The 26,217-nt window shown below is 53.8% G+C and carries 23 protein-coding genes and 1 riboswitch; of the genes, 15 read left to right on the forward strand and 8 right to left on the reverse strand.

The genetic code is table 11. From position 1 onward, the window contains the following. Positions 1-51: 51 nt before the first annotated feature. The 5 genes from HVY19_RS11330 (at position 52) to HVY19_RS11350 (ending at position 6,668) form a co-directional block, all read left to right on the forward strand. Positions 52-1,137, forward strand: a complete 1,086-nt coding sequence (locus tag HVY19_RS11330) for a tartrate dehydrogenase (RefSeq protein ID WP_181680698.1) — start codon at positions 52-54, stop codon at positions 1,135-1,137. Between the two features lie 257 nt (positions 1,138-1,394). Continuing rightward, positions 1,395-3,005, forward strand: coding sequence for a BCCT family transporter (locus HVY19_RS11335; protein ID WP_181680699.1), 1,611 nt, complete (start codon positions 1,395-1,397; stop codon positions 3,003-3,005). Positions 3,006-3,050: 45 nt separating this feature from the next. Then, on the forward strand, positions 3,051-4,175 hold the full coding sequence (yeaW, locus tag HVY19_RS11340; protein ID WP_181680700.1) for a carnitine monooxygenase, oxygenase subunit YeaW: 1,125 nt from the start codon (positions 3,051-3,053) through the stop codon (positions 4,173-4,175). 17 nt (positions 4,176-4,192) lie between these two features. Further along, positions 4,193-5,641 (forward strand): NAD-dependent succinate-semialdehyde dehydrogenase, encoded by a 1,449-nt coding sequence (locus HVY19_RS11345; protein WP_181680701.1) that lies wholly within the window; start codon positions 4,193-4,195, stop codon positions 5,639-5,641. Positions 5,642-5,702: 61 nt separating this feature from the next. Then, complete coding sequence (locus HVY19_RS11350; protein ID WP_181680702.1) at positions 5,703-6,668, forward strand: PDR/VanB family oxidoreductase; 966 nt, start codon at positions 5,703-5,705, stop codon at positions 6,666-6,668. 57 nt (positions 6,669-6,725) lie between these two features. On the opposite strand, the gene rnd is transcribed toward HVY19_RS11350, so the two are convergent. From rnd to HVY19_RS11375, 5 genes are all read right to left on the reverse strand, one after another. Continuing rightward, entirely contained in the window at positions 6,726-7,853 is a 1,128-nt protein-coding gene (gene rnd / locus HVY19_RS11355; RefSeq protein WP_181680703.1) for a ribonuclease D, read from the reverse strand. Positions 7,854-7,923: 70 nt separating this feature from the next. Beyond that, positions 7,924-9,609, reverse strand: coding sequence for a long-chain-fatty-acid--CoA ligase FadD (fadD, locus tag HVY19_RS11360; RefSeq protein ID WP_181680704.1), 1,686 nt, complete (start codon positions 9,607-9,609; stop codon positions 7,924-7,926). A 204-nt stretch (positions 9,610-9,813) separates the two neighbouring features. Then, complete coding sequence (locus HVY19_RS11365; RefSeq protein ID WP_181680705.1) at positions 9,814-10,401, reverse strand: Slp family lipoprotein; 588 nt, start codon at positions 10,399-10,401, stop codon at positions 9,814-9,816. A gap of 69 nt (positions 10,402-10,470) precedes the next feature. Continuing rightward, positions 10,471-11,166, reverse strand: coding sequence for a tRNA (adenosine(37)-N6)-threonylcarbamoyltransferase complex dimerization subunit type 1 TsaB (tsaB, locus tag HVY19_RS11370; protein ID WP_181680706.1), 696 nt, complete (start codon positions 11,164-11,166; stop codon positions 10,471-10,473). 57 nt (positions 11,167-11,223) lie between these two features. Further along, the gene (locus HVY19_RS11375) at positions 11,224-13,134 is read right to left on the reverse strand and encodes an ATP-dependent DNA helicase (protein ID WP_181680707.1); all 1,911 of its coding nucleotides are present in this window, start codon (positions 13,132-13,134) and stop codon (positions 11,224-11,226) included. Between the two features lie 129 nt (positions 13,135-13,263). Here HVY19_RS11375 and HVY19_RS11380 point away from each other — a divergent pair, with 129 nt between their 5' ends. Next, positions 13,264-13,608, forward strand: coding sequence for a RidA family protein (locus HVY19_RS11380; RefSeq protein WP_181680708.1), 345 nt, complete (start codon positions 13,264-13,266; stop codon positions 13,606-13,608). A gap of 7 nt (positions 13,609-13,615) precedes the next feature. Here HVY19_RS11380 and HVY19_RS11385 read toward each other — a convergent pair whose 3' ends face one another. Then, positions 13,616-13,795, reverse strand: a complete 180-nt coding sequence (locus HVY19_RS11385; RefSeq protein ID WP_043000413.1) for a YoaH family protein — start codon at positions 13,793-13,795, stop codon at positions 13,616-13,618. 73 nt (positions 13,796-13,868) lie between these two features. Between HVY19_RS11385 and pabB the strand changes: the two genes are divergently transcribed. The 4 genes from pabB to HVY19_RS11405 all read left to right on the forward strand — a co-directional run bounded on the left by pabB (position 13,869) and on the right by HVY19_RS11405 (position 19,206). Next, complete coding sequence (gene pabB / locus HVY19_RS11390; RefSeq protein WP_181680709.1) at positions 13,869-15,230, forward strand: aminodeoxychorismate synthase component 1; 1,362 nt, start codon at positions 13,869-13,871, stop codon at positions 15,228-15,230. A gap of 3 nt (positions 15,231-15,233) precedes the next feature. Then, on the forward strand, positions 15,234-15,812 hold the full coding sequence (locus HVY19_RS11395; protein WP_181680710.1) for a CoA pyrophosphatase: 579 nt from the start codon (positions 15,234-15,236) through the stop codon (positions 15,810-15,812). Between the two features lie 277 nt (positions 15,813-16,089). Then, positions 16,090-17,454, forward strand: coding sequence for an L-serine ammonia-lyase (gene sdaA, locus HVY19_RS11400; protein ID WP_181680711.1), 1,365 nt, complete (start codon positions 16,090-16,092; stop codon positions 17,452-17,454). 150 nt (positions 17,455-17,604) lie between these two features. Next, positions 17,605-19,206 (forward strand): EAL domain-containing protein, encoded by a 1,602-nt coding sequence (locus tag HVY19_RS11405; RefSeq protein WP_181680712.1) that lies wholly within the window; start codon positions 17,605-17,607, stop codon positions 19,204-19,206. 7 nt (positions 19,207-19,213) lie between these two features. Here the strand turns inward: HVY19_RS11405 and yoaE are convergent, their stop codons facing one another. Next, positions 19,214-20,773, reverse strand: coding sequence for a CNNM family cation transport protein YoaE (yoaE, locus tag HVY19_RS11410; protein ID WP_181680713.1), 1,560 nt, complete (start codon positions 20,771-20,773; stop codon positions 19,214-19,216). 440 nt (positions 20,774-21,213) lie between these two features. Here yoaE and manX point away from each other — a divergent pair, with 440 nt between their 5' ends. The 5 genes from manX to mntP all read left to right on the forward strand — a co-directional run bounded on the left by manX (position 21,214) and on the right by mntP (position 25,396). After that, positions 21,214-22,176, forward strand: a complete 963-nt coding sequence (gene manX / locus HVY19_RS11415; protein ID WP_181680714.1) for a PTS mannose transporter subunit IIAB — start codon at positions 21,214-21,216, stop codon at positions 22,174-22,176. Positions 22,177-22,236: 60 nt separating this feature from the next. After that, positions 22,237-23,037, forward strand: coding sequence for a PTS mannose transporter subunit IIC (gene manY, locus HVY19_RS11420; RefSeq protein ID WP_181680715.1), 801 nt, complete (start codon positions 22,237-22,239; stop codon positions 23,035-23,037). 12 nt (positions 23,038-23,049) lie between these two features. Next, positions 23,050-23,901 (forward strand): PTS mannose transporter subunit IID, encoded by an 852-nt coding sequence (locus tag HVY19_RS11425; protein WP_181680716.1) that lies wholly within the window; start codon positions 23,050-23,052, stop codon positions 23,899-23,901. Positions 23,902-23,953: 52 nt separating this feature from the next. Continuing rightward, positions 23,954-24,412 (forward strand): DUF986 family protein, encoded by a 459-nt coding sequence (locus tag HVY19_RS11430; protein WP_181680717.1) that lies wholly within the window; start codon positions 23,954-23,956, stop codon positions 24,410-24,412. A 196-nt stretch (positions 24,413-24,608) separates the two neighbouring features. Continuing rightward, a riboswitch (yybP-ykoY riboswitch) is annotated at positions 24,609-24,712 on the forward strand. 117 nt (positions 24,713-24,829) lie between these two features. Then, positions 24,830-25,396, forward strand: a complete 567-nt coding sequence (mntP, locus tag HVY19_RS11435) for a manganese efflux pump MntP (RefSeq protein ID WP_181680718.1) — start codon at positions 24,830-24,832, stop codon at positions 25,394-25,396. Here mntP and rlmA read toward each other — a convergent pair. Then, positions 25,393-26,202, reverse strand: coding sequence for a 23S rRNA (guanine(745)-N(1))-methyltransferase (rlmA, locus tag HVY19_RS11440; RefSeq protein WP_181680719.1), 810 nt, complete (start codon positions 26,200-26,202; stop codon positions 25,393-25,395). The two genes, mntP and rlmA, sit on opposite strands and share 4 nt — an antisense overlap. Between the last annotated feature and the right edge of the window lie 15 nt (positions 26,203-26,217).

The raw sequence follows: 26,217 nt of genomic DNA on the forward strand, positions 1-26,217 counted from the left end.
TTATAGGATAGTGAGGAAGTCAAATTTGCGACCCTACAAGTGAGAACTGACATGAAAAAAATATTCCGTATTGCCGCGATTCCCGGAGACGGCATCGGCAAAGAAGTGCTGCCAGAGGGGATTCGCGTTTTACAGGCTGCGGCCAAACGCTGGGATCTGACGCTGAGCTTTGAGCAGTTCGAGTGGGCAAGCTGTGAGTATTACCAGCACCACGGCAAGATGATGCCTGACGACTGGCGTGAGCAGCTTACCGCTTATGATGCCATCTACTTTGGCGCGGTAGGCTGGCCGGATACGGTGCCGGATCATATCTCCCTGTGGGGGTCGTTACTCAAGTTCCGCCGCGAATTCGACCAGTACGTTAACCTACGACCCGTCCGCCTCTTCCCCGGTGTGCCCTGCCCGCTGGCAGGCAAGAAACCCGGCGATATTGATTTCTATGTCGTACGTGAAAACACCGAAGGGGAATATTCCGCCCTCGGCGGCCACATTAATCCGGGGACGGAGCATGAAGTGGTTATTCAGGAGTCGGTGTTCACCCGTCGCGGAGTGGATCGCATTTTGCGCTACGCGTTTGAACTGGCCCAAAGCCGTCCGCGCAAGTTACTGACCTCCGCAACTAAATCCAATGGACTGGCGATCAGCATGCCGTTCTGGGACGAGCGAGTGGAAGCCATGGCGCAGCAGTATCCGGAGATCCGCTGGGATAAGCACCATATTGATATTCTCTGCGCCAGGTTTGTGATGCAGCCCGAGCGGTTCGACGTGGTGGTCGCCTCTAACCTGTTTGGTGATATCCTTTCTGACCTTGGCCCCGCCTGCACCGGCACCATCGGTATCGCCCCTTCCGCTAATCTGAACCCCGAACGCACCTTCCCGTCGCTGTTCGAGCCGGTTCACGGTTCAGCACCGGATATCTACGGCAAGAATATTGCTAACCCGGTTGCGACAATTTGGGCGGGTGCAATGATGCTCGACTTTCTGGGCGCGGGTGACGAGAGCTATACCGCAGCGCATAACGGGATCCTCTCTGCCATTGAACAGGTCATCGCTGACGGTCCCAAAACGCCGGATATGAAGGGCAACGCGTCAACGCAGCAGGTCGGCGAGGCCGTTGCGCAGATTATTCTTTCTTAAGGTCAAACCACAAAATAAGAGCCGCGTCACGGACGCGGCATTTTTATTCGTTCTATGCAGTAAATAACCTGCGCCATTTCACCTTTTATTGTTTCCATTCCGTGTTTTATTGCTTCACGCATCGGCCAATTGTTTAATTCATGTAACAAACAAATAATTAATTTGTTAAATGCAAACACTACAAACTTTGACCCTACTCCGTGATAACAACGACAGGCTAAAGCCACTTGCGGGCAGCTATGCCCAGGAGATCACCGATGTTGAGCAACGTAAAGAAAAAAGATGTGCCGCTGATCGTTATCAGCCTGGTGGCCATTCTTTTTATCGCAGCAGCATTAAGTCTTTTTCCCGAACAGTCCGCTCAGGCGGCTAACGCAATTTATAACGGCGTGACCCGGATGCTGGGTTCTGCTGTTCAGGTATTAGTTTTGCTGGCAATGGGGCTGGTAGTTTATCTGGCTACCAGCAAATACGGCAATATTCGCCTCGGCGAAGGGAAACCGGAATACAGCACGCTGGCCTGGCTTTTTATGTTTATCTGCGCCGGACTCGGCTCCTCCACGCTTTACTGGGGCGTCGCCGAATGGGCCTACTATTATCAGACGCCTGGCCTGAACATCGAACCACACTCCCAGAAAGCGCTGGAATATAGCGTGCCTTATTCGTTTTTCCATTGGGGGATCAGCGCATGGGCAACTTATACGCTGGCATCGCTGATCATGGCCTACCACTTTCATGTCCGTAAAAACAAAGGATTAAGCCTTTCCGGCATTATTGCTGCCATTACCGGCGTTCGACCGCAGGGCGTATGGGGACGACTTGTCGACCTGATGTTTTTAATTGCCACCGTTGGCGCATTAACCATTTCTCTGGTTGTCACCGCTGCGACCTTTACGCGGGGACTGTCAGCACTTACCGGCCTGCCGGATAATTTCACGGTGCAGGCTTTTGTGATCCTGCTTTCCGGGGGCATCTTCTGTCTGAGCTCGTGGATCGGCATTAACAACGGTTTGCAACGTCTGAGCAAGATGGTCGGCTGGGGCGCAATCCTGCTGCCGTTATTGGTGCTGATTGTCGGTCCAACCGAATTCATTACTAACAGCATCATCAATGCCATCGGCCTGACCACGCAGAATTTCCTGCAAATGAGCCTGTTTACCGATCCTCTGGGCGACGGTGTCTTTACCCGCAACTGGACGGTGTTCTACTGGCTGTGGTGGATTTCCTACACGCCAGGCGTCGCCATGTTTGTTACCCGCGTCTCTCGTGGCCGTAAAATCAAGGAAGTGATCTGGGGGCTTATTCTCGGCAGCACCGTCGGATGCTGGTTCTTCTTTGGCGTTATGGAAAGCTATGCCATCCATCAGTTTGTCAAAGGCATTATTGATGTGCCACAGATTATGGAAACACTGGGCGGTGAAACCGCGGTCCAACAGGTTCTGATGTCTTTGCCCGCTGGCAAGCTGTTCCTTGCGGCGTACCTGGCGGTGATGATTATTTTCCTGGCGTCGCATATGGATGCCGTGGCCTACACCATGGCGGCGACCAGTACTCGTAACCTTCAGGAAGGCGAAGATCCGGACCGTGGCCTGCGCCTCTTCTGGTGCGTCGTCATCACGCTGATCCCACTGTCGATCCTGTTCACTGGCGCTTCACTGGAAACGATGAAAACCACTGTGGTGCTGACGGCCCTTCCCTTCCTCGCCATATTGCTGGTGAAGGTTGGCGGTTTTATCCGCTGGCTGAAGCAGGATTATGCGCATGTCCCCGCGCATCAAATCGAAGATTATCTCCCCGGCACCGCGCAGGCTGAGCCCGAAGCCGTCCACGCTGTGTCGACCGAAAAATTACTCAAAGGCGATAACTAACGCCATAACACATCAACCGATTACAACTGAATAAAAGGTGACACTATGAGCAATCTGCACCCTGAATTTGTTCTGCCGGAAAATTTTTGCGCTAATCCGCAGGAGGCCTGGACCATTCCGGCCCGTTTCTACACCAACCAGCAGGCGTTCGAACATGAAAAAGAGAGCGTGTTTGCCAAAAGCTGGATTTGCGTAGCGCACAGCAGCGAACTGGCTAAGGCCAATGACTATGTCACCCGCGAAGTGATTGGCGAGAACATCGTTCTGGTTCGCGGTCGCGATAATATTCTGCGTGCCTTTTACAACGTCTGTCCGCACCGTGGGCATCAACTTCTTAGCGGTGAAGGCAAAGCGAAAAATGTGATTACCTGTCCGTATCACGCCTGGGCCTTCAAGCTCGATGGGCAACTGGCGCACGCCCGCAACTGTGAAAACGTGGCAAATTTTGACAGCGAAAAAGCGCAGCTGGTGCCGGTGCGTCTGGAAGAGTATGCCGGATTCGTCTTTATCAATATGGACCCCGACGCAGGCAGCGTGGAAGAACAGTTGCCCGGGCTTGGCGCAAAAGTGCTTGAAGCATGTCCGGACGTTCACGATCTTAAACTGGCGGCACGCTTTACCACCCGCACGCCGGCAAACTGGAAAAATATCGTGGATAACTATCTCGAATGCTACCACTGCGGCCCGGCGCATCCTGGTTTTTCTGACTCGGTACAGGTGGACCGCTACTGGCACACCATGCACGGCAACTGGACGCTGCAATACGGCTTCGCCAAACCGTCTGAGCAGTCCTTTAAGTTCGAAGAAGGCGTGGATGCTGCGTTTCATGGTTTCTGGCTGTGGCCTTGCACCATGCTGAACGTCACGCCCATTAAAGGGATGATGACGGTGATCTATGAATTCCCGGTGGACGCCGAAACCACGCTGCAAAACTACGACATCTACTTTACTAACGAAGAACTGACTGAAGAGCAGAAGTCGCTGATTGAGTGGTACCGCGATGTGTTCCGCCCGGAGGATTTACGCCTGGTTGAGAGCGTGCAGAAAGGGCTGAAATCGCGAGGCTATCGCGGTCAGGGGCGCATTATGGCCGACAACAGCGGCAGCGGGATTTCCGAACATGGGATCGCGCATTTCCACAATCTGTTAGCCAAAGTCTTTCGCGATTAATGTCCCAGGAGTTTGCCATGTCCGTGTTCCATTCTTCACTGTTTCGCCAGCAGGCATTAATTGACGGCAACTGGCGTGAGGCTGACGACCAGACCACCCTGTCGGTGGTTAACCCCGCAACCAACGCGGTTCTGGGTCATATTCCCAATATGGGCGCAGGGGAAACCCGCGTCGCCATAGACGCAGCCGCGCAGGCGTTACCCGCCTGGCGCGCGCTGACGCCCGCCCAACGCGCTACGTATCTTAAAGCCTGGCATCGGCTGATACTCGATAACCAAACCGAGCTTGCACAGATCATGACCGCCGAGCAGGGAAAGCCACTGGCGGAAGCACTTGGGGAAATCGTCTACGCCGCATCGTTCATTGAGTGGTTTGCTGAACAGGGCAAACGCAGCAATGGCGAAGTGATCCCTTCTCCAACAGCCGATAAGCGTCTGCTGGTGATTCGCCAGGGAATAGGCGTTTGCGCCGCCATCACGCCGTGGAATTTCCCGGCGGCAATGATCACCCGCAAGGCCGGCCCGGCGCTGGCCGCAGGCTGTACGATGGTGTTAAAACCGGCCAATGAAACGCCGTATACCGCGCTGGCGCTAGCACAACTGGCGCTCCAGGCGGGGATCCCGGCAGGCGTTCTTAACGTGGTTACCGGCAAATCGCGTGAAATTGGCGCAGAACTGACCCGCGACGAACGCGTCCGGAAACTGTCCTTTACCGGCTCGACGGAGGTTGGTCGTGTCCTGATGCGACAGTGCGCCGATTCCATCAAGAAAGTGTCACTGGAACTTGGCGGCAACGCGCCGTTTATTGTCTTTGAGGATGCCGACCTGGATAAGGCAGTTGAAGGTGCGCTGGTTGCAAAATTCCGCAATGCCGGGCAGACCTGCGTTTGCGTGAACCGTTTTTATATCCACCAGTCGGTATATGACGCATTCAGCGAAAAATTCGTTGCCCGCGTCGCCGCACTCCAGGTGGGTGACGGTAGCCACAGCGGGGTACAGACAGGACCGCTAATCAATGCGGACGCTGTACACAAAGTGCAGTCGCTGCTGGATGACGCGCTGACGCGTGGCGCAACGCTGTTAACCGGTGGTCAGCGTCACGCGCTGGGCGGAAATTTCTTTGTACCGACGGTGATTGGCGACGTTCAGCCCGGCTCGCAGCTATTACAGGAAGAGATCTTTGGTCCGGTCGCCGCACTGGTGAAGTTCGACAACGAGCAGGAGGTGATTCACCTGGCGAACGACACCATCTATGGCCTCGCCTCCTATTTCTATACCAACGATGCCGCACGCATCTGGCGTGTTTCAGAGCAACTGGAATACGGTATGGTCGGAATCAATACCGGGCTTATATCGAACGAGGTCGCCCCCTTTGGCGGGGTGAAACAGTCGGGTCTGGGGCGCGAGGGCTCTGAACACGGTATTGAGGATTACCTGGAAATGAAATATCTCTGCCAGGGATTGTAATGATGGCTTTGCCCGGCGCGGCTCCCCTGCGGCGCCGGGCTGATTTCACGGGAGTAATACGATGTCAGATTACCAGATGCTTGAGGTCCGGGTGAGGCAGGTTGAAACGATCACCCCTCACGTAAAGCGCTTCACCTTTGTTGCCCCAGACGGCGGCCCGCTGCCCGCGTTCAGCGGTGGCAGCCATATCCTTGTTCAGATGCAGGAGGGTGAAAATCATTACAGCAATGCCTACTCGCTGATAAGCAGCCCCTTTGATACCTCCTGTTATCAGATTGCCGTGCGTCTGGAAGAAGATTCCCGGGGCGGTTCTCGTTTTATGCATCAGCAGGTCGCACCGGGCGATACGCTGGTTGTCTCTTCCCCAAATAACCTTTTTGCCCTTGCTGAACAGGCACCGAAACATATCCTGATCGCCGGAGGCATCGGCATTACGCCTTTTTTATCGCATATTCCGGAGCTGGTGCAGCGTCAGGCGCTGTGGCAACTCCATTATTGTTCCCGTTCGCCGGAAAGCTGCGCCTTCATGGAGGAGCTACAGCAGCACGGCTGCGCAGACCGCATTAGCATGCATCTTTCCAGCGAGGGAACCCGCCTGGATCTGGCGCGAATGCTGGCGAATGTCGAACCGGGCAGCCATATCTATACCTGTGGTCCGGCCGCGCTAAATGAGGCAGTCAGCACTGCGGCAGCCCATGCGGGCATCGACAGCGCATATTTGCACTTCGAACAGTTCGCTATAGAAGACAAAACGGGCAATGCCTTCACGCTGGTGTTGGCGCGTTCTGGTCGTGAACTTGAGGTGCCGGAAGAGTTGACCATTTTGCAGGTCATTGAAAACCACAAGGCCGCAAAGGTGGAGTGTCTGTGCCGTGAAGGCGTTTGTGGCACCTGTGAGACGGCTATCCTTGAAGGCGAAGCCGACCATCGTGACCAGTATTTCAGCGACGAGGAGCGGGCAAGTCAGCAAAGTATGCTGATCTGCTGCTCCCGAGCGAAGGGTAAACGGCTGGTGTTGGATCTGTGAATGAATACCCGGTGGCGCTTTCGCTTACCGGGCCTTTAGCGTCGTGCGCACTGCCCGTTAGCGCGGGTATTCCAGTAACAGCGCGTTCAGTTTCTCAGCCATCAGCTCTGCGCGCCAGCCGGAAACCAGCTCCGGCTGCGAACTTTGTGGCTTTAATTTCCAGTGCCAGTTAAGCAACTGGTTAATCTGACGACGGGATGCCAGCAGTTCAGCGCTAACGTTATGCTCCGCGCTCACCTCAGTCACCAGGGCTTTGATGGCTTTGAACGCTTTGCGGTAGCCCGGCATATCCATCAGGTTCAGCAGTGGCTCCGGCAGCGCCTCTTCCGGTAACGCCTGGGCTTTCGCAACCAGCGCAATTAGCGTTTTACCGTGGAAGCGAATTTCACTGCCGGAAAGTCCGAGGCTATCCAATTCACCCAGGCTGCCCGGCATATAGCGCGCCACCGCCCACAGATGTTCTTCACGAACCACGAAATTCACCGCTAAATCACGTTCACGCGCTTTACGCAGGCGCCAGTCGGCAAGCAGTTGCAGGCAGGCAAGTTGGCGGGTGCGTAGCTGCCAGGCATTGGTAATCTCACGCCAGGCGTCTTCCGGCGCGAGGATCTCCTGGCGACGGTTTTGCATCAGGCGACATTCATCCAGTGCCGCAGGCAGCCAACCCGCTTCTGCGGTTTCTGCCATCAGTTTTTCAGCAATCGGCAACAGATACCAGACGTCCGCAGCCGCATATTCACACTGACGTTCCGTCAGCGGGCGAGCCAACCAGTCGGTACGCGATTCGCTTTTGTCCAGCGCCACGCCGGTGAACTCTTCCACCATCGACGCAAATCCCCACGACAGCGGACGGCCGCAGAATGCCGCCAGAATTTGCGTATCGATCAGCGGCTGAGGGAGTTCGCTAAACGCATTGAGGAAAACTTCCAGATCTTCGCTGCCAGCATGCAGATACTTGGTTATCGCGGTATCACTCAAAATGGCCTTCAGCGGCGACCAGTCGGTAATGCCATGCGGATCGATGAGCGCAACATGCTCGCCATCGAACAACTGAATCAGCCCCAGCTGTGGATAATAGGTGCGGGTACGAACAAACTCAGTATCCAGGGCAATCGCAGGAAACGCGCGAACCGCTTCGCACAGCGTCGCCAGCGCGTCGTCGGTGGTGATCATTTGGTAATTCAAATTGCATTCTCTTCGGTTTACGCCAAAAAAAACGCCGGAGTCATCCGGCGTCTGGCGTGTTGCTTAACGCTTAGCCCTTATTGTCCACTTTGGCGCGCGCTTCGTCACGTAATTCTCGACGTAAAATTTTACCGACGTTTGATTTCGGTAGCTCATCACGGAATTCGACCAATTTCGGGACTTTATACCCCGTTAACTGGCGTCGGCAGAAAGTCACCAGCGCTTCATCAGTGAGGGAAGGATCTTTTTTGACGACGAAGATTTTTACTGCCTCGCCGCTGCTCCCTGACGGTACGCCGACAGCAGCCACTTCCAGCACGCCGGGGTGCTGCATCACAACGTCTTCAATTTCGTTCGGGTAGACGTTAAAGCCGGACACCAGGATCATATCTTTCTTGCGATCGACGATGCGCAGGAAGCCTTCATCGTCCATCACGGCGATATCACCGGTGTGCAGCCAGCCATTTTTGATGATCTCATCGGTTGCATCAGGACGCTGCCAGTAGCCCAGCATCACCTGTGGCCCCTTCACGCATAGTTCGCCTGGCTGATCCGGCGGCACCTCGTTGTCGTCGTCATCAACCAGTTTAGCCTCGGTTGACGGTACCGGCAGGCCAATGCTGCCGCTATGGTAGTCAATATCGTGCGGATTAACGCTGACCAGCGGCGCACACTCGGTCAGTCCATACCCTTCCAGTAAATACTGACCCGTTAGTTTGACCCAGCGTTCCGCCACGGCCTGTTGCACTGGCATACCACCGCCAGCCGAAAGATGCAGCGTAGAAAAGTCCAGTTGCTGGAACTCTTTATTGTTCAGCAACGCGTTAAACAGCGTATTCACCCCTGTCATGGCGGTAAACGGATATTTTGCCAGCTCTTTTACCAGCCCAGGAATATCACGCGGGTTGGTAATCAACAGGTTTTGACCACCCAGTTCGATGAACAACAGGCAATTCATAGTGAGAGCAAAAATGTGATACAGCGGCAGTGCAGTCACCACCAGCTCTTTCCCCGGGTGCAGCAGCGGCCCATAGGTGGCTTTCACCTGCTCCAGGTTAGCAAGCATGTTGCGGTGCGTCAGCATTGCGCCTTTCGCAACGCCGGTTGTCCCGCCGGTGTATTGCAAAAACGCCAGGTCCTCTGGCACGACTTCCGGCTTCACATACTGCATGCGGTAGCCGGCTTGCAACGCACTGCGGAAAGAAATGGCGTCTGGCAGATGGTATTTCGGCACCAGTCGCTTGATGTATTTCACGACGAAGTTAACGACCGTCCCTTTAGCCGTTGAAAGCTGATCGCCCATGCGGGTCAGGATCACATGCTTCACGCTGGTTTGACTAACCACTTTCTCGAGGGTGTGAGCGAAGTTGGACACGATGACTATCGCCGCCGCGCCGCTGTCGTTTAACTGATGCTCCAGTTCACGCGGGGTGTACAGTGGGTTCACGTTCACCGCGATCATCCCGGCGCGCAAAACACCAAACAACGCCACCGGATATTGCAGCAGGTTCGGCATCATCAGCGCAACGCGGTCCCCCTTCTTTAAGCCCAGCCCCTGTTGCAGGTACGCAGCGAATGCACGGCTGCGCTCTTCAAGCTTGCGGAAGGTCATGACCTCCCCCATGTTCAAAAAGGCAGGCTGATCGGCATAACGCGCGACAGCATGTTCAAACAGTTCCACCAGGGATTGATAACGGTCAGGATTGATCTCCGCAGGAACATCAGCGGGATAACGGTTTAGCCAAACCTTCTTCACTACATCACCTCTAAAATGTGTGTTCGTCGTCATCTCAACCCCAGATAATAAACAAGCTGTTAACATAATATTAACTCAGCGTACCAGTTTATTTATTACTCGACTGAAAGGTTGCGAAGCACGTCACTATTTATTTTTATTCCTGCGTACATAAAGCAGAAACAGCGGACCAGCCGCTGTTTCTTTTACTGATAATACAAAGGGTTACTCTGTGACTATCGTTTGAACTTGGGCGGGACCTGGGTTATACCATCCCCAACCGCCATAACCATAGCCACGTGGCCAGCCTCGTCCGCCATAAAACCACGGATCGATAGGTTGTGGCGGCATCACTACCTGTTGGGTAACCCGCCAGCGTTTATAGCCCGTCACGTCCATGGTCATATAATTATACGCGGTGTTCCCCACCTTCCCTTCAATGCTTCCGGTGATCGGCCCCACAACGGTAACCAGTTGACCGCGAAAGTCGACCGGGTCAAGAAAGCCATTCACATTGGCGTAGATACGACCACGCGACGCTTCTCCGAGGATGGGGCGCGCCCCGCTATCAAGCGGAACTGTGGCAATCTCCAGGCGGGTTTTCCCTTGCTGGTTCAGCACTTCGACAACTTTACCGCCAAAGCGCGCTTCCTGACCGACATACAGCTGCGGGGCGTTCATCACGCGCAGCAGATCCTGTTGCGGTGTCGGGCTGGAGCCCTTAATTGCATCCGGAACGGTAACGCAGCCGCTCAATGTCAGCGCGACCACGCCGGCAAGCAGGCCATGAATAATCTGTTTTTGAACCGCCATACTGCGACTCCTTTTCTCAGTACAATGCCCCGACATTTCGCTGATTCCTGCGGGGCTTACTACTGAGATTCATTCTTTTCCGGGAAGTTTCTTCCAGGCAACGTTGTTACGCAAATAAACCGGTTCAGCATGCTCAACGGCGACCGTTTTACCTGCGGCCAGCATCTGAGAAGCGATCGGCAACATGTCTTCCGCAGCCGGGAGCAGGACCTCGCCGTCCCGCAGTGCCAGACCGCAGTCGTTGCCGAGTTCCGGCCATGCCGGCCAGCCTGTTCCTACGGTAACCCATTCGCCGGAAAGCTGTTGCAGACGTTCTGTCACCTGCTCAGGGGTTAATACCGCTTCCGTTTCTTCACCGTGCCAGACACCGTTTTCGTCACGCTGATATTCTGCCCAGTAGACCTCGCCCATGCGGGCGTCAATGGCCGCTAGCACACGCGTCGCGCCATTTTTACGCCAGGCGCCCTGCGCCATCGTCGCCAGCGTAGAGACGCCAATCATCGGTAGTTCCGCCCCCAGCGCCAGCCCTTGAGCGATACCGATACCAATGCGCACGCCGGTAAAACTGCCAGGTCCGCGACCGTAGGCAAGCGCGTCAAGTTCAGTCAGAGAGGTTGCGTTGATGGTGAGAATATCCTGCACCATCGGCAGGATACGTTGCGTGTGTTCACGTGGGCAAAGCTCAAAGTGAGCATTGATAGTACCGTCATTCCACAGAGCGACAGAGCAGGCCTCTGTGGCGGTATCGATAGCCAGAATTCGCATGGGTCTTCGTGCTTAGATCAGTAAAATTGGCCGCATATTATCATAGTCCGTAACAAATTACTCGGACGACGGAATAGCAAGAAAACGAACGGCGCGGGCAATGTCCCGGGTGCGCGGCGCAGGCGGTAGGCTGGCAAGAAATGTGGCGCCGTAAGGACGCATCACCAGACGGTTATCGCATATCACCAATACGCCACGATCGTCAGCGTCGCGGATGAGACGCCCTACCCCCTGTTTGAGGGTGATCACCGCGTCAGGCAGTTGCACGTCGTCAAACGGATCGCCGCCGCGTAACCGGCAGTCTTCCATCCGCGCCTTAAGTAACGGATCGTCCGGTGAGGTAAAGGGCAATTTGTCGATGATCACCAGCGAGAGCGTGTCACCACGGACATCCACTCCTTCCCAAAAACTGCTGGTTGCCACCAACAGCGCATTCCCGGCGCTGATAAATTGCTGCAACAGTTGCCCTTTACTGGTTTCCCCCTGTAGCAGCACCGGCAGCGTCATGGTGGCGCGAAACTGCTCAGCCAGATCCCGCATCATCGCGTGTGACGTGCACAGCATAAAGCAGCGCCCGTTATTGGCTTCGATGATCGGCCTTAACATTGCGGCCAACTGTCGGGCTGCGCCGGGCTGGTTGGTTTGCGGCAGATTGCGCGGAACGCAAAGCAGCGCCTGCCGCGTATAATCAAACGGGCTTGGCAACAGCAGCGATTCGGCCTGTTCAATACCCAGACGTTCGGTGAAATGGTGCAGATCGTCATTTACCGACAGCGTGGCGGAGGTAAATATCCAGCTTCCCGGTTTCTGCTCCATCACCTCCTTGAATTTATCCGCCACCGTCAGCGGCGTCAGCGCGAGAGTAAAGTTGCGCGAGGTGCATTCGTACCAGTAGCTATAGCCAGGCTGGTTAATCTCTTTCAGGCGCTTCAGACGCGCCCGGTACAGGGTGGCGCGTTCAAAAGCGGCATCGAGCAGCGCAGAGCGTCCCAGCGACAGTTTTGCCACGTCGTAACACAACTCCAGCGTATCATCGAGCAGCAGGAAAGCGCGCTGTACCCGTTGGTCCGCCAGCAGTTCACGCAGATTGCCACGGTAGCCGGGTTCGCCCAGTTGCAGACGAAAATCCTGCGCGCTTTGTGCGAGACGATCGGCGCACTTTTGCAATTGTTGAGTATCCTTAAGCTCGGTACGGTAGGCAATCGTGATGTCCTTTGCCAGATCCATCAACTGACGGCTGGAAAGCGACTGGCCAAAATACTGGCTGGCAATATCGGGCAACTGATGCGCTTCGTCGAAGATCATCACCTCCGCCTCCGGAATCAGCTCACCAAACCCACTCTCTTTCACCACCATATCGGCAAGGAATAGATGATGGTTTACCACCACCACATCCGCATCCATCGCCTTTTTACGCGCTTTTACCACGAAGCAGTCTTTATACAGCGGACAGTCGCTGCCGAGGCAGTTGTCGTTAGTACTGGTGACTAACGGCCAAGCCTGAGAATCTTCCGCTACACTAATGCAGGTGCTGATATCACCATCCTGAGTCTGATTCGACCACGAACGCAGCAGGATCACATCACTTAAGGTCTGCACCGGGAGGTCGCCGCCGGCCAGCGCCTGCTGTTCGAGGCGCTCAAGGCACAAGTAGTTGGAGCGCCCTTTGAGCAGCGCCATTTTCCCGGTGTATTTAAGGGCTTTTGCGACCGTCGGAAGGTCACGACTATAAAGCTGATCCTGTAACGCCTTCGAACCGGTGGAGATGATCACCTTCTTTTTGGCGCGCAGGGCGGGTGCCAGGTAGGCGTAGGTTTTTCCCGTCCCCGTCCCCGCCTCAACAACTAAAGGTTGTGAGCTTTTTATAGCCTGTGTGACGGCAACAGCCATCTGTCGCTGTGGCTCGCGCGGTTTAAAGCCAGGTATCGCTTTAGCCAGCTGACCTTCTGGTGCAAAATCGTCCGTCACACTACCCCCTGTTAATTTGAACAGGGATTATGTCAGGCTGGCGGGTGTTATGCCAGTTGAAGAGATGACGACGCGCTGACAATATGGCAGTCTTGCCACCTTAAGCGGAACGTTAATGAGGAAGGGTTTATGACTATCATCCGTATCGATGCTGAAGATCGTTGGTCTGACGTAGTGATCCACAATAATACGCTATATTACACCGGAGTTCCGGCCAACCTCGACGCTGACGCGTTCGAGCAAACCGCCAATACTCTGGCGCAAATTGATGCCGCGCTGGAAAAACAGGGCAGCAGCAAATCGCGCATTCTTGATGCCACCATTTTCCTTGCTGATAAAAGCGATTTTGCAGCCATGAACAAAGCCTGGGATGCCTGGGTGGTTGCCGGTCATGCACCGGTGCGTTGTACAGTTCAGGCCGGGTTAATGAACCCGAAGTACAAAGTCGAGATCAAGATTGTCGCGGCGGTTTAACCCGCCGCTATTCGTCTTCATCCTCAAAACGCGCCACAATCCGCTCGCCGGTATGGGTGGCGCGCAGCTCTTCTGCCACCAGCGCAATGGCCTGACCGCTGCTCATTCCTTGTGACATCAGTTCCTGAATGCGTTCGACCGCTTTCTGTTGCTGTTCATGACTGAGTGAAGGTAATCCTGCAAACATCGTTAACTCCTGCTAAATTATTTGCGCTAATTATTTCATGCTACCCGGCACATAGCCAGAACAGTCAGGATCAATGAATACGTTATCACCCGCGATTATTACGCTCCCCTGGCGCAAGGACGCCGCAGAACACTATTTCGCGCCAGTAAGCCATCTGCCCTGGGCGATGTTGCTGCATTCCGGCCATGCCGATCACCCGCACAGCCGCTTTGACATTGTGGTGGCCGATCCGCTTTGTACGCTCACCACACACGGCGAGACGACGCAAATCAGCAACGCACATGGACGTCAGTTGAGCGAGGACGATCCGTTAACGGCACTGCGTACCGTTCTGGACTCGCTGAATTTGCATCCGAAGCACAATCCTGACCTGCCGTTTCAGGGCGGTGCGCTTGGCCTGTTCGGTTACGATCTGGGGCGCCGCTTCGAGTCTTTGCCAGACATTGCGCAGCGGGATATTCACCTGGCCGACATGGCGGTGGGCATTTACGACTGGGCTCTGGTTGTTGACCACCAGTCGCAAACGGTCACTCTGCTCAGCCATGCGGATGTTCAGGCAAGATATGACTGGCTACTCAGTCAGATGTCCTCCACACGCGAACCGTTCCGGCTTACGTCTGACTGGTCATCAAATATGACCCGTGAACAATACGGCGTAAAATTTCGTCAGGTTCAGGCGTATCTGCACAGCGGTGACTGCTATCAGGTGAACCTCGCCCAGCGCTTTCAGGCATCCTATGAGGGCGATGAATGGCTGGCCTTTGAGCAGTTGAATCAGGCCAACCGCGCCCCGTTCAGCGCCTTTTTACGCCTTGATGAAGGTGCGGTTCTGAGCCTGTCGCCAGAACGGTTTATTCTTCTTGCCGACGGTGAAATCCAGACGCGACCGATAAAGGGCACGCTGCCGCGCCTGGCCGATGCACACGCTGATCGAGCGCAGGCGCAAAAGCTGGCCAATTCGGCAAAAGATCGCGCGGAGAATCTGATGATTGTCGATCTAATGCGTAACGATATTGGCCGCGTTGCGTTACCGGGTTCAGTCAAAGTGCCTGAGCTTTTCGTTGTGGAGCCGTTTCCTGCAGTTCATCATCTGGTCAGCACGGTGACCGCCCGCCTCTCACCCACGCTGCATGCCACTGACCTGCTCCGCGCCGCCTTCCCCGGTGGTTCAATCACCGGCGCGCCGAAAGTGCGGGCAATGGAAATCATCGATGAGCTGGAACCTCAGCGGCGCAACGCGTGGTGCGGCAGTATTGGCTATCTCAGCGTATGCGGCAATATGGATACCAGTATTACCATCCGCACGCTGACCGCCGTTGACAGCCAGCTCTTTTGCTCAGCAGGAGGCGGTATTGTGGCAGATAGCCAGGAACAGGCGGAATACCAGGAAACCTTTGATAAAGTGAATCGTATCCTGCAAAAACTGGAGGAATAAACCGTGAATAACCCCGGACTGACGCTGGATGATTTTTTGTCGCGCTTCCTACTGTTGCGCCCGCAAATCAGTCGCGAGACGCTTAACCAGCGTCAGGCAGCAGTACTGATCCCGGTTGTTCGTCGCCCGGAACCGGGGTTGCTGCTGACTCAGCGTTCGGTTCACCTGCGTAAACACGCCGGACAGGTCGCATTCCCGGGGGGGGCGGTGGACAGTAGTGATGCTTCGCTGATCGCCGCCGCACTGCGTGAAGCCGAGGAGGAAGTCGCCATTCCACCGCACTGCGTAGAGGTTATTGGCGTGTTGCCGCCGGTCGACAGCGTAACTGGTTTCCAGGTCACGCCGGTCGTCGGTATTATTCCGCCTAATTTGCCGTATCGCGCCAGTGAAGATGAGGTTTCTGCCGTTTTCGAAATGCCGTTGGCACAGGCGCTCCAGCTTGGCCGCTATCATCCGTTAGATATTTATCGTCGCGGCGATTCGCACCGCGTCTGGCTGTCCTGGTATGAAGAATATTTCGTCTGGGGAATGACCGCTGGGATCATTCGTGAACTTGCGCTGCAAATTGGCGTTAAACCCTAAATCCTCTTTTGCCGGACGATGGCTTACGCCTGATCCGGCCCACGGTTTTACCCCCAGCAAGCGTCAGCCCCATCGGGTAATTTTCCAGAAGCTATACTTATCTTTACGCGAAGCCGACACAACCTGTCACTCCCGTCACAACATTAGTAAAAAGCACGGTTACTCATTAGTTTAATTCATGTGAATAATTAAACTGAGGCCTACGTTCCCTCTTACACTATGCGCAGTTATTACATCGTTTCTGGAAGTTTCCAGTCACCCTGTCAGGAGTATTATCGTGATTAGTCTATTCGACATGTTTAAGGTGGGGATTGGTCCCTCATCTTCCCATACTGTAGGGCCTATGAAGGCGGGTAAACAGTTCGTCGATGACCTGGTCGAAAAAGGATTGCTGGACAGCGTTACCCGTGTCGCCGTCGACGTATATGGCTCACTGTCGCTTACCGGTAAAGGCCACCATACCGATATCGCCATTATTATGGGTCTGGCGGGGAATGAACCTGCCACCGTGGATATTGATAGCATCCCTGGCTTCATCCGTGATGTCGAAACGCGCGGCCGCCTGCTGCTGGCTCAGGGCCGGCACGAAGTGGATTTCCCGCAAAACGACGGCATGCGTTTTCACAATAGCAACCTGTCGTTGCACGAAAACGGTATGCAGATCCACGCCTTTAATGGCGACGCGGTCATCTATAGCAAAACGTATTATTCCATCGGTGGCGGCTTTATCGTCGACGAAGAGCACTTTGGCCAGGATGCGGCAAATGAAGTCAGCGTCCCGTATCCGTTTAAGTCCGCTACCGAGCTGCTGAATTATTGCAATGAAACCGGACTTTCGCTTTCTGGTGTCGCCATGCAGAACGAACTGGCGCTGCACAGCAAGAAAGAGATTGAAGAGTATTTCGGTCACGTCTGGCAGACGATGCAGGCGTGTATCGATCGCGGTATGAATACCGAAGGCGTCCTGCCGGGTCCGTTGCGCGTACCGCGCCGTGCCTCTGCGTTGCGTCGGATGCTGGTGTCCAGCGACAAACTCTCTAACGACCCAATGAATGTGATTGACTGGGTGAACATGTTTGCGCTGGCAGTGAACGAAGAGAACGCCGCCGGGGGCCGCGTAGTGACCGCGCCCACTAACGGCGCATGCGGTATCGTGCCTGCGGTACTGGCCTATTACGATCACTTTATTGAATCTGTCAGCCCGGATATTTATACCCGCTATTTCCTCGCCGCCGGTGCCATTGGCGCGCTGTATAAAATGAACGCGTCAATTTCTGGCGCAGAGGTTGGGTGTCAGGGTGAAGTGGGCGTAGCCTGTTCAATGGCCGCTGCCGGCCTTGCCGAACTGCTCGGCGCAAGCCCGGAGCAGGTTTGCGTCGCGGCGGAAATTGGCATGGAACATAACCTGGGGCTGACCTGCGACCCGGTAGCCGGACAGGTTCAGGTACCGTGCATTGAACGTAACGCCATTGCCTCGGTGAAAGCGATCAACGCCTCTCGTATGGCTATGCGTCGCACCAGTGCGCCACGCGTCTCGCTGGATAAAGTCATCGAAACAATGTACGAAACCGGTAAGGACATGAACGCCAAATATCGCGAAACCTCACGCGGTGGCCTGGCGATCAAAGTTCAGTGTGACTAAGCGCGCCGCCCGCTAAGGCTAGCACTTACTTTTCGCCCATCTGCAACGGATGGGCGATATTTATCCCGTATCCTCGTCACATGTAGATTATCCCACTACACTTGCTCTGTTACGGTTGGCTTTGTTGCCAACGGTTTTCAGGTGGCCCGCATGCAAACAGCACAACGGATCATAAACAGATATCGTCGTAATCGTTTTATCTTTTGTACGTTATGTGCACTCATCACGCTCATCCTGACCCTGGGTATTCGATTTATTTCGGAGCGTAATTTAAATCAGCATCGCACCGCTTCCTTCGCATCCCGCGCGGTAGCCTCGCTGGATGCTGTACTGCTACCGTTACAATCCGGGCGTGATACGCTGTCACCACTGCTGGGTCTTCCCTGCTCCGTATCTCATCTTCCACTTCGTAAACAGGCCGCCAGACTTCAGACAGTACGCGCTATCTCGCTGGTGCAAAAGGGCATACTGTATTGCTCCAGCGTCTATGGCTATCGCAATACGCCCATCCGGCAATTACAAGCCGACCTGCCCTCAGCGAATGCTCAACTCTTTCTTTCTACTGACCCGCTTCTTATCAAGGGAAGTCCGATTTTAATCCAGTGGTACCCGCTGTCCCCGGACGGAAAAGACGGACTGCTGGTGATCGTAAATATTGAACTGCTGGCGACGCTGTTACTTGAACCGCGCACACCCCAAATAACCAGTGCCAGCCTGACAGTGGGCAATCGGCATTTACTGTATGGGCAGGGAGTGGTGGACGAACTGCCGTCTCTGGATGGCGAACGTCGCTATCAGTTACAGTCTCAGCACTTTCCGTTCACTATCGGCGTTACCGGCCCCCGCGCAGAAATTCTTGCTCTCAAGACGTTACCGTCTCAGTTACCCCTGGCCCTGATGCTTAGTCTTCTCGCGGGATATATCGTCTGGCTGGCGACAGCGAATCATATGAGTTTTTCGCGGGAAATTAATCTTGGCCTCGCCCAGAAAGAGTTCGCGCTTTTTTGTCAACCCTTGCTGAATGCCCAAACGCAGCAGTGCACCGGGATTGAGATCCTCTTGCGCTGGAATAACCCCCGCCAGGGTTGGATCTCTCCGGAAGTGTTTATCCCTATCGCCGAAGAGCATCATCTTATCGTTCCTCTGACCCGCTATGTCATTGCGGAAACCATTCGTCAACGGCATTTTTTTCCGATGAGTAGTAAGTTTCATATTGGAATAAACGTCGCCGCCAGCCATTTTCGTGATGGTCTGCTGCTGAAAGACCTCAATCAATACTGGTTTAGCGCCCAGCCCATTCAACAACTGCTGGTTGAGTTAACCGAGCGTGATGCTCTGTTGGATGTTGACTACCGTATCGTGAGCGAATTGCATCGTCTGCAAATAAAGCTGGCAATCGATGACTTTGGCACGGGAAATAGTTCGCTCTCATGGCTGGAAAAGCTGCGTCCGGACGTGCTGAAAATTGATAAATCGTTTACCAGGGCGATCGGGACGGATGCGGTGAATTCCACCGTGACTGATATGATCATTGCGCTGGGGCAGCGCTTGCATATTGAACTGGTAGCGGAAGGTGTGGAAACCCAGCTGCAGGCGCAGCACTTACGCCGTCACGGCGTGAACATTCTACAAGGCTTTTTGTATGCGAAACCCATGCCGGTACAGGACTTTCCTGAATGGCTGGCGGAGAATCGTAGCCCCCCGCCCACCAGGGATAACAGCCGCATGGCGCCCGTTATCCCTTTACGTTAGAGGAAGCTTACTCCTCTTCGTCGTGTGCCGGACGCTCTTTAACAATACGCACCAGATCGACGCGATAGTCGTTGGCTTCAACTATCGTAATGCTCAGCGGCGGTACCTCGATAACATCACCTATGCGGGGGATTTGACCATTCGCGGCGATGACCAGCCCGGCAACGGTCGCGATTTCTCCGTCTTCATCCACCAGATGATCCACTGCCAGCGCCTGCTGTAGGGCATGCAGGTCAGTTCCGCCTTTAACCAGCCAGCCGTCACCATCGAAAGTGATTTCGGGTGTTTCGTCGGCATCCGGGAACTCTCCGGCGATGGCTTCAAGAACATCCAGCGGCGTAACCAGTCCCTGTACTACGCCAAACTCGTTGGTGACAATCACAAAACTGCCGCGCGCGCGACGCAGGACGCCCAACAAATTGATCGGATCCAGCGTTTCCGGAACCACAATGGCCGGAGACGCCGAAGCGATAGCCGCCACATCAATACCCTCTTCCAGGGCAACTAATAGTTCTTTAGCGCGAACGATACCGATGATCTCATCCAGTTCGCCCCGGCAAACCGGGAACAGGCTGTGAGGCGAGGAGAGCAGCTGCTCGCGGATCTCATCGACGCTCAGGTTGGCATCAACCCAGCTGATTTCACCACGCGGGGTCATGATGCCGCGTAAAGAGCGCTGCGCCAGCGTCAACACGCCGTTGATCATATAACGCTCTTCTTCCGCAAAGGCACCTTCCGGAATCGGTATCGTTGTGGGGCTGTCGCTTTCTTGCTGTACCGCAGCCTGACGTTTACCCCCCATCAGACGCAGAATGGCGTCAGCCGTACGCGCACGCAGCGGCAGCGTTGACTGGTGGCGAATAAAGTTTCGACGCGCAATCTGGTTAAAGATCTCGATGACAATGGAGAAACCAATCGCCGCGTACAGGTAGCCTTTAGGTATATGGAAGCCAAAGCCTTCCGCGACAAGGCTCAGGCCGATCATCAGCAGGAAGCTCAGGCAGAGCACCACTACTGTCGGGTGCTGGTTGACGAAACGCGTCAGCGGCTTAGAAGCCAGCAACATAACGGCCATCGCAATCACCACAGCCGCCATCATCACCGGCAGATGATTCACCATCCCGACAGCGGTAATGACCGCATCGAGCGAGAAGACAGCATCAAGGATGACGATCTGCGTGACGACGACCCAGAAGCTCGCATAGCCCTTGCCATGCCCGGCATCATGCTCGCGATTCTCCAGCCGTTCATGTAGCTCCGTTGTGGCTTTGAACAGCAGGAATATCCCCCCCAACAGCATAATCAGATCGCGGCCGGAGAAGGTGAAATCCATAACCGTGAATAGCGGTTTAGTCAGGGTGACCATCCACGAAATGATGGACAGCAGTGCCAGACGCATAACCAGCGCCAGCGAAAGACCAATCAGACGCGCTTTGTCACGCTGCTTTGGCGGCAACTTGTCAGCAAGGATGGCAATAAATACCAGGTTATCAATACCCAGAACGATTTCGAGGACGACAAGCGTGAGTAAACCCACCCAAATCGAGGGGTCCATTAAGAATTCCATGACAAGCTCCTGCTTAAGGAATGATTAACAGGCGATAACGAAAAATACTGAAGATATGTGTGACAAGAAATGCCAGCCTGGCAGGCTCTACGCGGCCTGAAGATGAAATGACGTCGGTGACGGTCCATATAGTGGGCTGGTGCCCTATACTCCTGATTAACTAAACAGAGCATAAACATAACAGAGACAATCTCTTTTTGGCAAAGATTTACCTTCCTTTGCAAAGAGATGTAACAACCATTTTTCACGCTATGAAATTTCTTATTACGAAAGCTAAATTACGGATCTTCATCACATACATTAATTTTTTCGGTAACTAAAATAATTCCTGGAAACTATCAGTATCTGCATCAAACCCTTATCTGAATCGATTCTGTGCGGACGGCGATTCAAAAGCATTTTTCACGTTGATGTGTAAATGATAATAAAGGAGGTAGCAAGTGACCATTGCTATAGTTATAGGCACACATGGTTGGGCTGCGGAACAGTTGCTCAAAACGGCAGAAATGCTGTTAGGCGAGCAGGAAAACGTCGGCTGGATCGATTTCGTTCCAGGCGAAAATGCCGAAACGCTGATTGAAAAGTACAACGCTCAATTGGCAAAACTCGAAACAGGTAGCGGCGTGTTATTCCTTGTCGACACCTGGGGTGGCAGTCCCTTCAACGCTGCCAGTCGTATCGTCGTTGATAAAGAACACTATGAAGTTATCGCTGGCGTTAACATCCCGATGTTAGTGGAAACGTTAATGGCTCGTGATGATAACCCGAGCTTTGACGAGCTGGTCAGTGTGGCTGTTGAAACGGGTCGCGAAGGCGTAAAAGCGCTGAAAGCGAAACCGGTCGAAAAAGCCGCGCCGGTCAATGCCGCGCCAAAAGCTGCTGCCCCTGCAAAACCGATGGGTCCAAATGACTACATGAACATCGGTCTAGCTCGTATCGATGACCGTTTAATCCATGGTCAGGTTGCCACTCGCTGGACCAAAGAAACCAATGTCACCCGCATTATCGTCGTCAGCGATGAAGTTGCCGCGGATACCGTGCGTAAAACGCTATTAACGCAGGTTGCTCCTCCAGGCGTAACGGCGCATGTGGTTGACGTTGCCAAGATGATTCGCGTTTACAACAACCCGAAATATGCTGGCGAACGTGTGATGCTCCTGTTCACCAATCCGACAGACGTTGAACGCATTGTCGAAGGCGGTGTGAAAATCACCTCCGTAAACATTGGTGGTATGGCTTTCCGTCAGGGTAAAACGCAGGTTAACAACGCCATCTCCGTCGACGAAAAGGACATTGAAGCCTTTAAGAAACTCAATGAGCGCGGTATTGAGCTTGAGGCACGCAAAGTTTCTACCGATCCAAAACTGAAAATGATGGATTTGATCGCCAAAGTGGATAAGTAACACCACCCGGCATTTAACTCGCTTTCACACATAAGTCTGTATAGCAATAGGAGAAGTACAATGGAGATTACCACTCTTCAGATTGTGCTGGTGTTCATCGTCGCTTGTATCGCGGGTATGGAGTCGGTACTCGATGAATTTCAGTTCCACCGCCCACTGGTGGCCTGTACGTTAATTGGCGCCGTTCTCGGGGATATGAAAACCGGTATTATCATCGGTGGTACCCTGGAAATGATCGCCCTGGGCTGGATGAACATCGGTGCCGCCGTGGCGCCTGATGCTGCACTGGCGTCTATCATCTCTACCGTTCTGGTTATTGCAGGCCACCAAAGTATTGGTGCCGGTATCGCTCTGGCGATTCCGTTGGCAGCTGCGGGCCAGGTTCTGACCATTATCGTTCGTACCATCACCGTAGCATTCCAGCACGCGGCGGATAAGGCGGCAGAAAGCGGCAACCTGACGGCCCTGTCATGGCTACATGTCTCTTCCCTGTTCCTCCAAGCAATGCGTGTTGCGATTCCAGCAGTCATCGTTGCTATCTCCGTCGGGACCAGCGAAGTGCAGAGCATGCTGAACGCGATTCCGGAAGTGGTAACGGGCGGTCTGAACATCGCCGGTGGCATGATCGTGGTCGTTGGTTACGCGATGGTCATTAACATGATGCGCGCGGGCTACCTGATGCCGTTCTTCTACCTAGGCTTCGTTACGGCAGCATTTACCAACTTCAACCTGGTTGCTCTGGGTGTGATTGGTGCAGTCATGGCCATCCTTTACATCCAACTGAGCCCGAAATATAACCGCGTAGCGGGTGCTCCAGCACAGGCTGCTGGCAATAACGATCTCGATAACGAACTGGACTAGCAGGTGAGCGAAATGGTTGATATGACTAAAACTACCACTGAGAAAAAACTCACTCCGAGTGATGTTCGTGGCGTGTTCATTCGTTCTAACCTGTTCCAGGGTTCATGGAACTTCGAACGTATGCAGGCGCTGGGTTTCTGCTTCTCTATGGTACCGGCGATCAAACGCCTGTACCCGGAGAACAACGATGCGCGTAAGCAGGCCATCAAACGTCACCTGGAATTCTTTAACACCCATCCTTATGTCGCAGCGCCGGTCCTTGGCGTGACGCTGGCGATGGAAGAACAGCGTGCTAACGGCGCGGAGATCGATGACGGTGCCATCAACGGTATCAAAGTCGGTTTGATGGGGCCGCTGGCAGGCGTCGGCGACCCGATCTTCTGGGGGACTGTTCGTCCGGTCTTCGCGGCATTAGGTGCCGGGATCGCAATGAGCGGTAACCTACTTGGCCCATTACTGTTCTTTATTCTGTTCAACGCCGTTCGCCTGCTGACCCGCTACTATGGTGTGGCTTACGGCTACCGTAAAGGGGTTGATATCGTTCAGGATATGGGCGGCGGCTTCCTGCAAAAACTGACTGAGGGGGCGTCAATCCTCGGCCTGTTTGTAATGGGGGCCCTGGTTAACAAGTGGACACACGTGAACATCCCCCTGGTGGTTTCAACCATCACGGGTCAGGATGGTCAGACCCGTGTGACAACCGTGCAGACCATTCTCGATCAGTTGATGCCGGGTCTGGTTCCGCTTCTGTTGACCTTCGCCTGTATGTGGCTACTGCGTAAGAAAGTTAACCCGCTGTGGATTATCGTTGGCTTCTTCGTCATCGGTATCGCCGGTTACGCAGTTGGTCTGCTGGGCCTGTAAGTATTGAGTAAGCTGCCGGGGCTAACGCCCCGGTTTTTTATCTGGAGGATGAATGACTATCACGGACCTGGTGCTGGTTTTATTTATTGCCGCGTTACTGGCTTTCGCAATTTACGATCAGTTCATCATGCCCCGCCGTAATGGCCCCACCCTGCTTGCAGTCCCTCTGCTCCGCCGTGGTCGTGTCGATAGCGTTATTTTTATCGCTCTGATCGCGATTCTTATCTACAACAACGTCATCAATCACGGCGCACAATTTACCACCTGGTTATTATGTGCGCTGGTATTAATGGGATTTTATCTTTTCTGGGTTCGCGTCCCGAAGATCATCTTTAAACAAAATGGCTTTTTCTTCGCCAATGTGTGGATAGAATATCCGCGTATTAAAGGGATGAATTTATCGGAGGACGGCGTTCTGGTGATGCAATTAGAGCAAAGGCGTTTACTTATTCGCGTACGAAATATCGACGACCTGGAAAGTATATATAAACTTCTATCTAATTCTCAATGAGTTACAATGATAGCCTGCGCTATGTTTTCACTATTTACCGCAAACGAAAACATAGCTTAGGCTATATCCTTGGCCGCGAAGACGTTATTTGTTTTAACGTTTTTTCAATAATTAAAGCTAAATGAAAATCGTTTTCAACTAACAATAAAATAATACCTTTCGATTGTTGTTTTACATTCTCAAAATATGTTAATGTTGCGCCGTCATTTGGGGAGTAGCCGATTTCCAGACTCCGGAAATGTACGCGTCAACATACTCGTTGAAAAACGTGGCGCGTACGGATCAACCGTAATGTTGATCAGGCGAGACCATATGCACATCAACTGCTATGCGTTCTTTTGGAACTCAAGGTTCAGGGGGCGCATGTTCGCTGGGGGCAGTGATGTGTTTTATGGAACCCCCGGTCAGGACGCTGTCATGAATATCACCGCTACTGTTCTTCTCGCTTTCGGCATGTCGATGGATGCTTTTGCTGCATCAATTGGCAAAGGTGCCACGCTGCATAAACCCAAATTTTCAGAAGCTCTTCGCACGGGTCTTATTTTCGGTACGGTTGAAACGCTTACCCCCCTGATTGGCTGGGGATTAGGTGTTCTCGCAAATCAATTTGTCCTTGAGTGGAATCACTGGATTGCCTTCGTACTGCTGGTGTTTTTGGGGGGGCGGATGATGATTGAAGGCATCCGGGGTGGTGATGATGAAGATGAAGAACCACCGCGCCGTCACGGTTTCTGGCTGCTGGTCACTACCGCTATCGCGACCAGCCTTGACGCCATGGCAGTCGGCGTGGGTCTGGCGTTTCTGCAGGTCAATATCATTTACACGGCGCTGGCCATCGGTTGTGCCACGTTAACGATGTCTACGTTGGGAATAATGATCGGACGCTTTATCGGCCCGTTGCTCGGTAAACGGGCGGAAATTCTTGGCGGGCTGGTACTTATCGGTATTGGCGCACAGATTCTCTGGGCACACTTCCACGGTTAATTCGCGCGCTGCCAGATGTTCAGACAAAAATCGGTCTGGCAGTTGAACGACACCTGTTCCGCAAGTTGCTCCCATACCTCCGCTTTTGCCCGCCAGGCAAAAGGCGTCATCTGTAACAAGGCCATCGCTTCGCGACCGCTTAAGGTCATCGGATAGGCTAATGAAACGCTCTCCTGCAAGATAAAACCTGCAAGCTGCTCACTGTGAGGCGCATGCAGACGTACCTCATCGTAGATAAGTCCTTTCAGTTCCATTAAATGACGCGGGCCAGGCGTCGCGGTAATCACCCAACCGCCAGGCTTAACAACACGCGCCAGTTCTTCGGCTTTACATGGTGCATAGATGCGAACAATGGCATCCTGGCTGGCATCTGCAAAAGGTAATCTGTGGCTCGATGCCACGCAGAACATCACTTGTGAATAGCGTTTGGCTGCCGCTCTAATGGCGTTTTTTGCCACATCCAGACCGTAGGTTTGAAGCGTTGGGAGTGCATCCGCAAATGCATGCGTGTAATACCCTTCCCCACAGCCAATATCAAGCAGCGAAGTGGCTGATGCATCCAGTCGTGCGGAGAGGTGATGCACAATCGCATCACGAAGTGGCTGATAGTGCCCGGCATCAAGAAAAGCGCGTCGAGCCTGCATCATTTCCGCGCTGTCGCCAGGATCGCGCGAACGTTTATGCTGAACCGGCATCAGGTTAACATACCCTTCTTTCGCCATATCAAACTGGTGCCGCTGCGCACAGACAAAACTGTTTTTCACTTGCGCAAGGGGCTGGTGACATAATGGGCAGGTAAACGACATAGCAACTCCGGCAGA

The sequence above is a fragment of the Citrobacter sp. RHB25-C09 genome (genome assembly GCF_013836145.1).
Lineage (GTDB): Bacteria > Pseudomonadota > Gammaproteobacteria > Enterobacterales > Enterobacteriaceae > Citrobacter_A.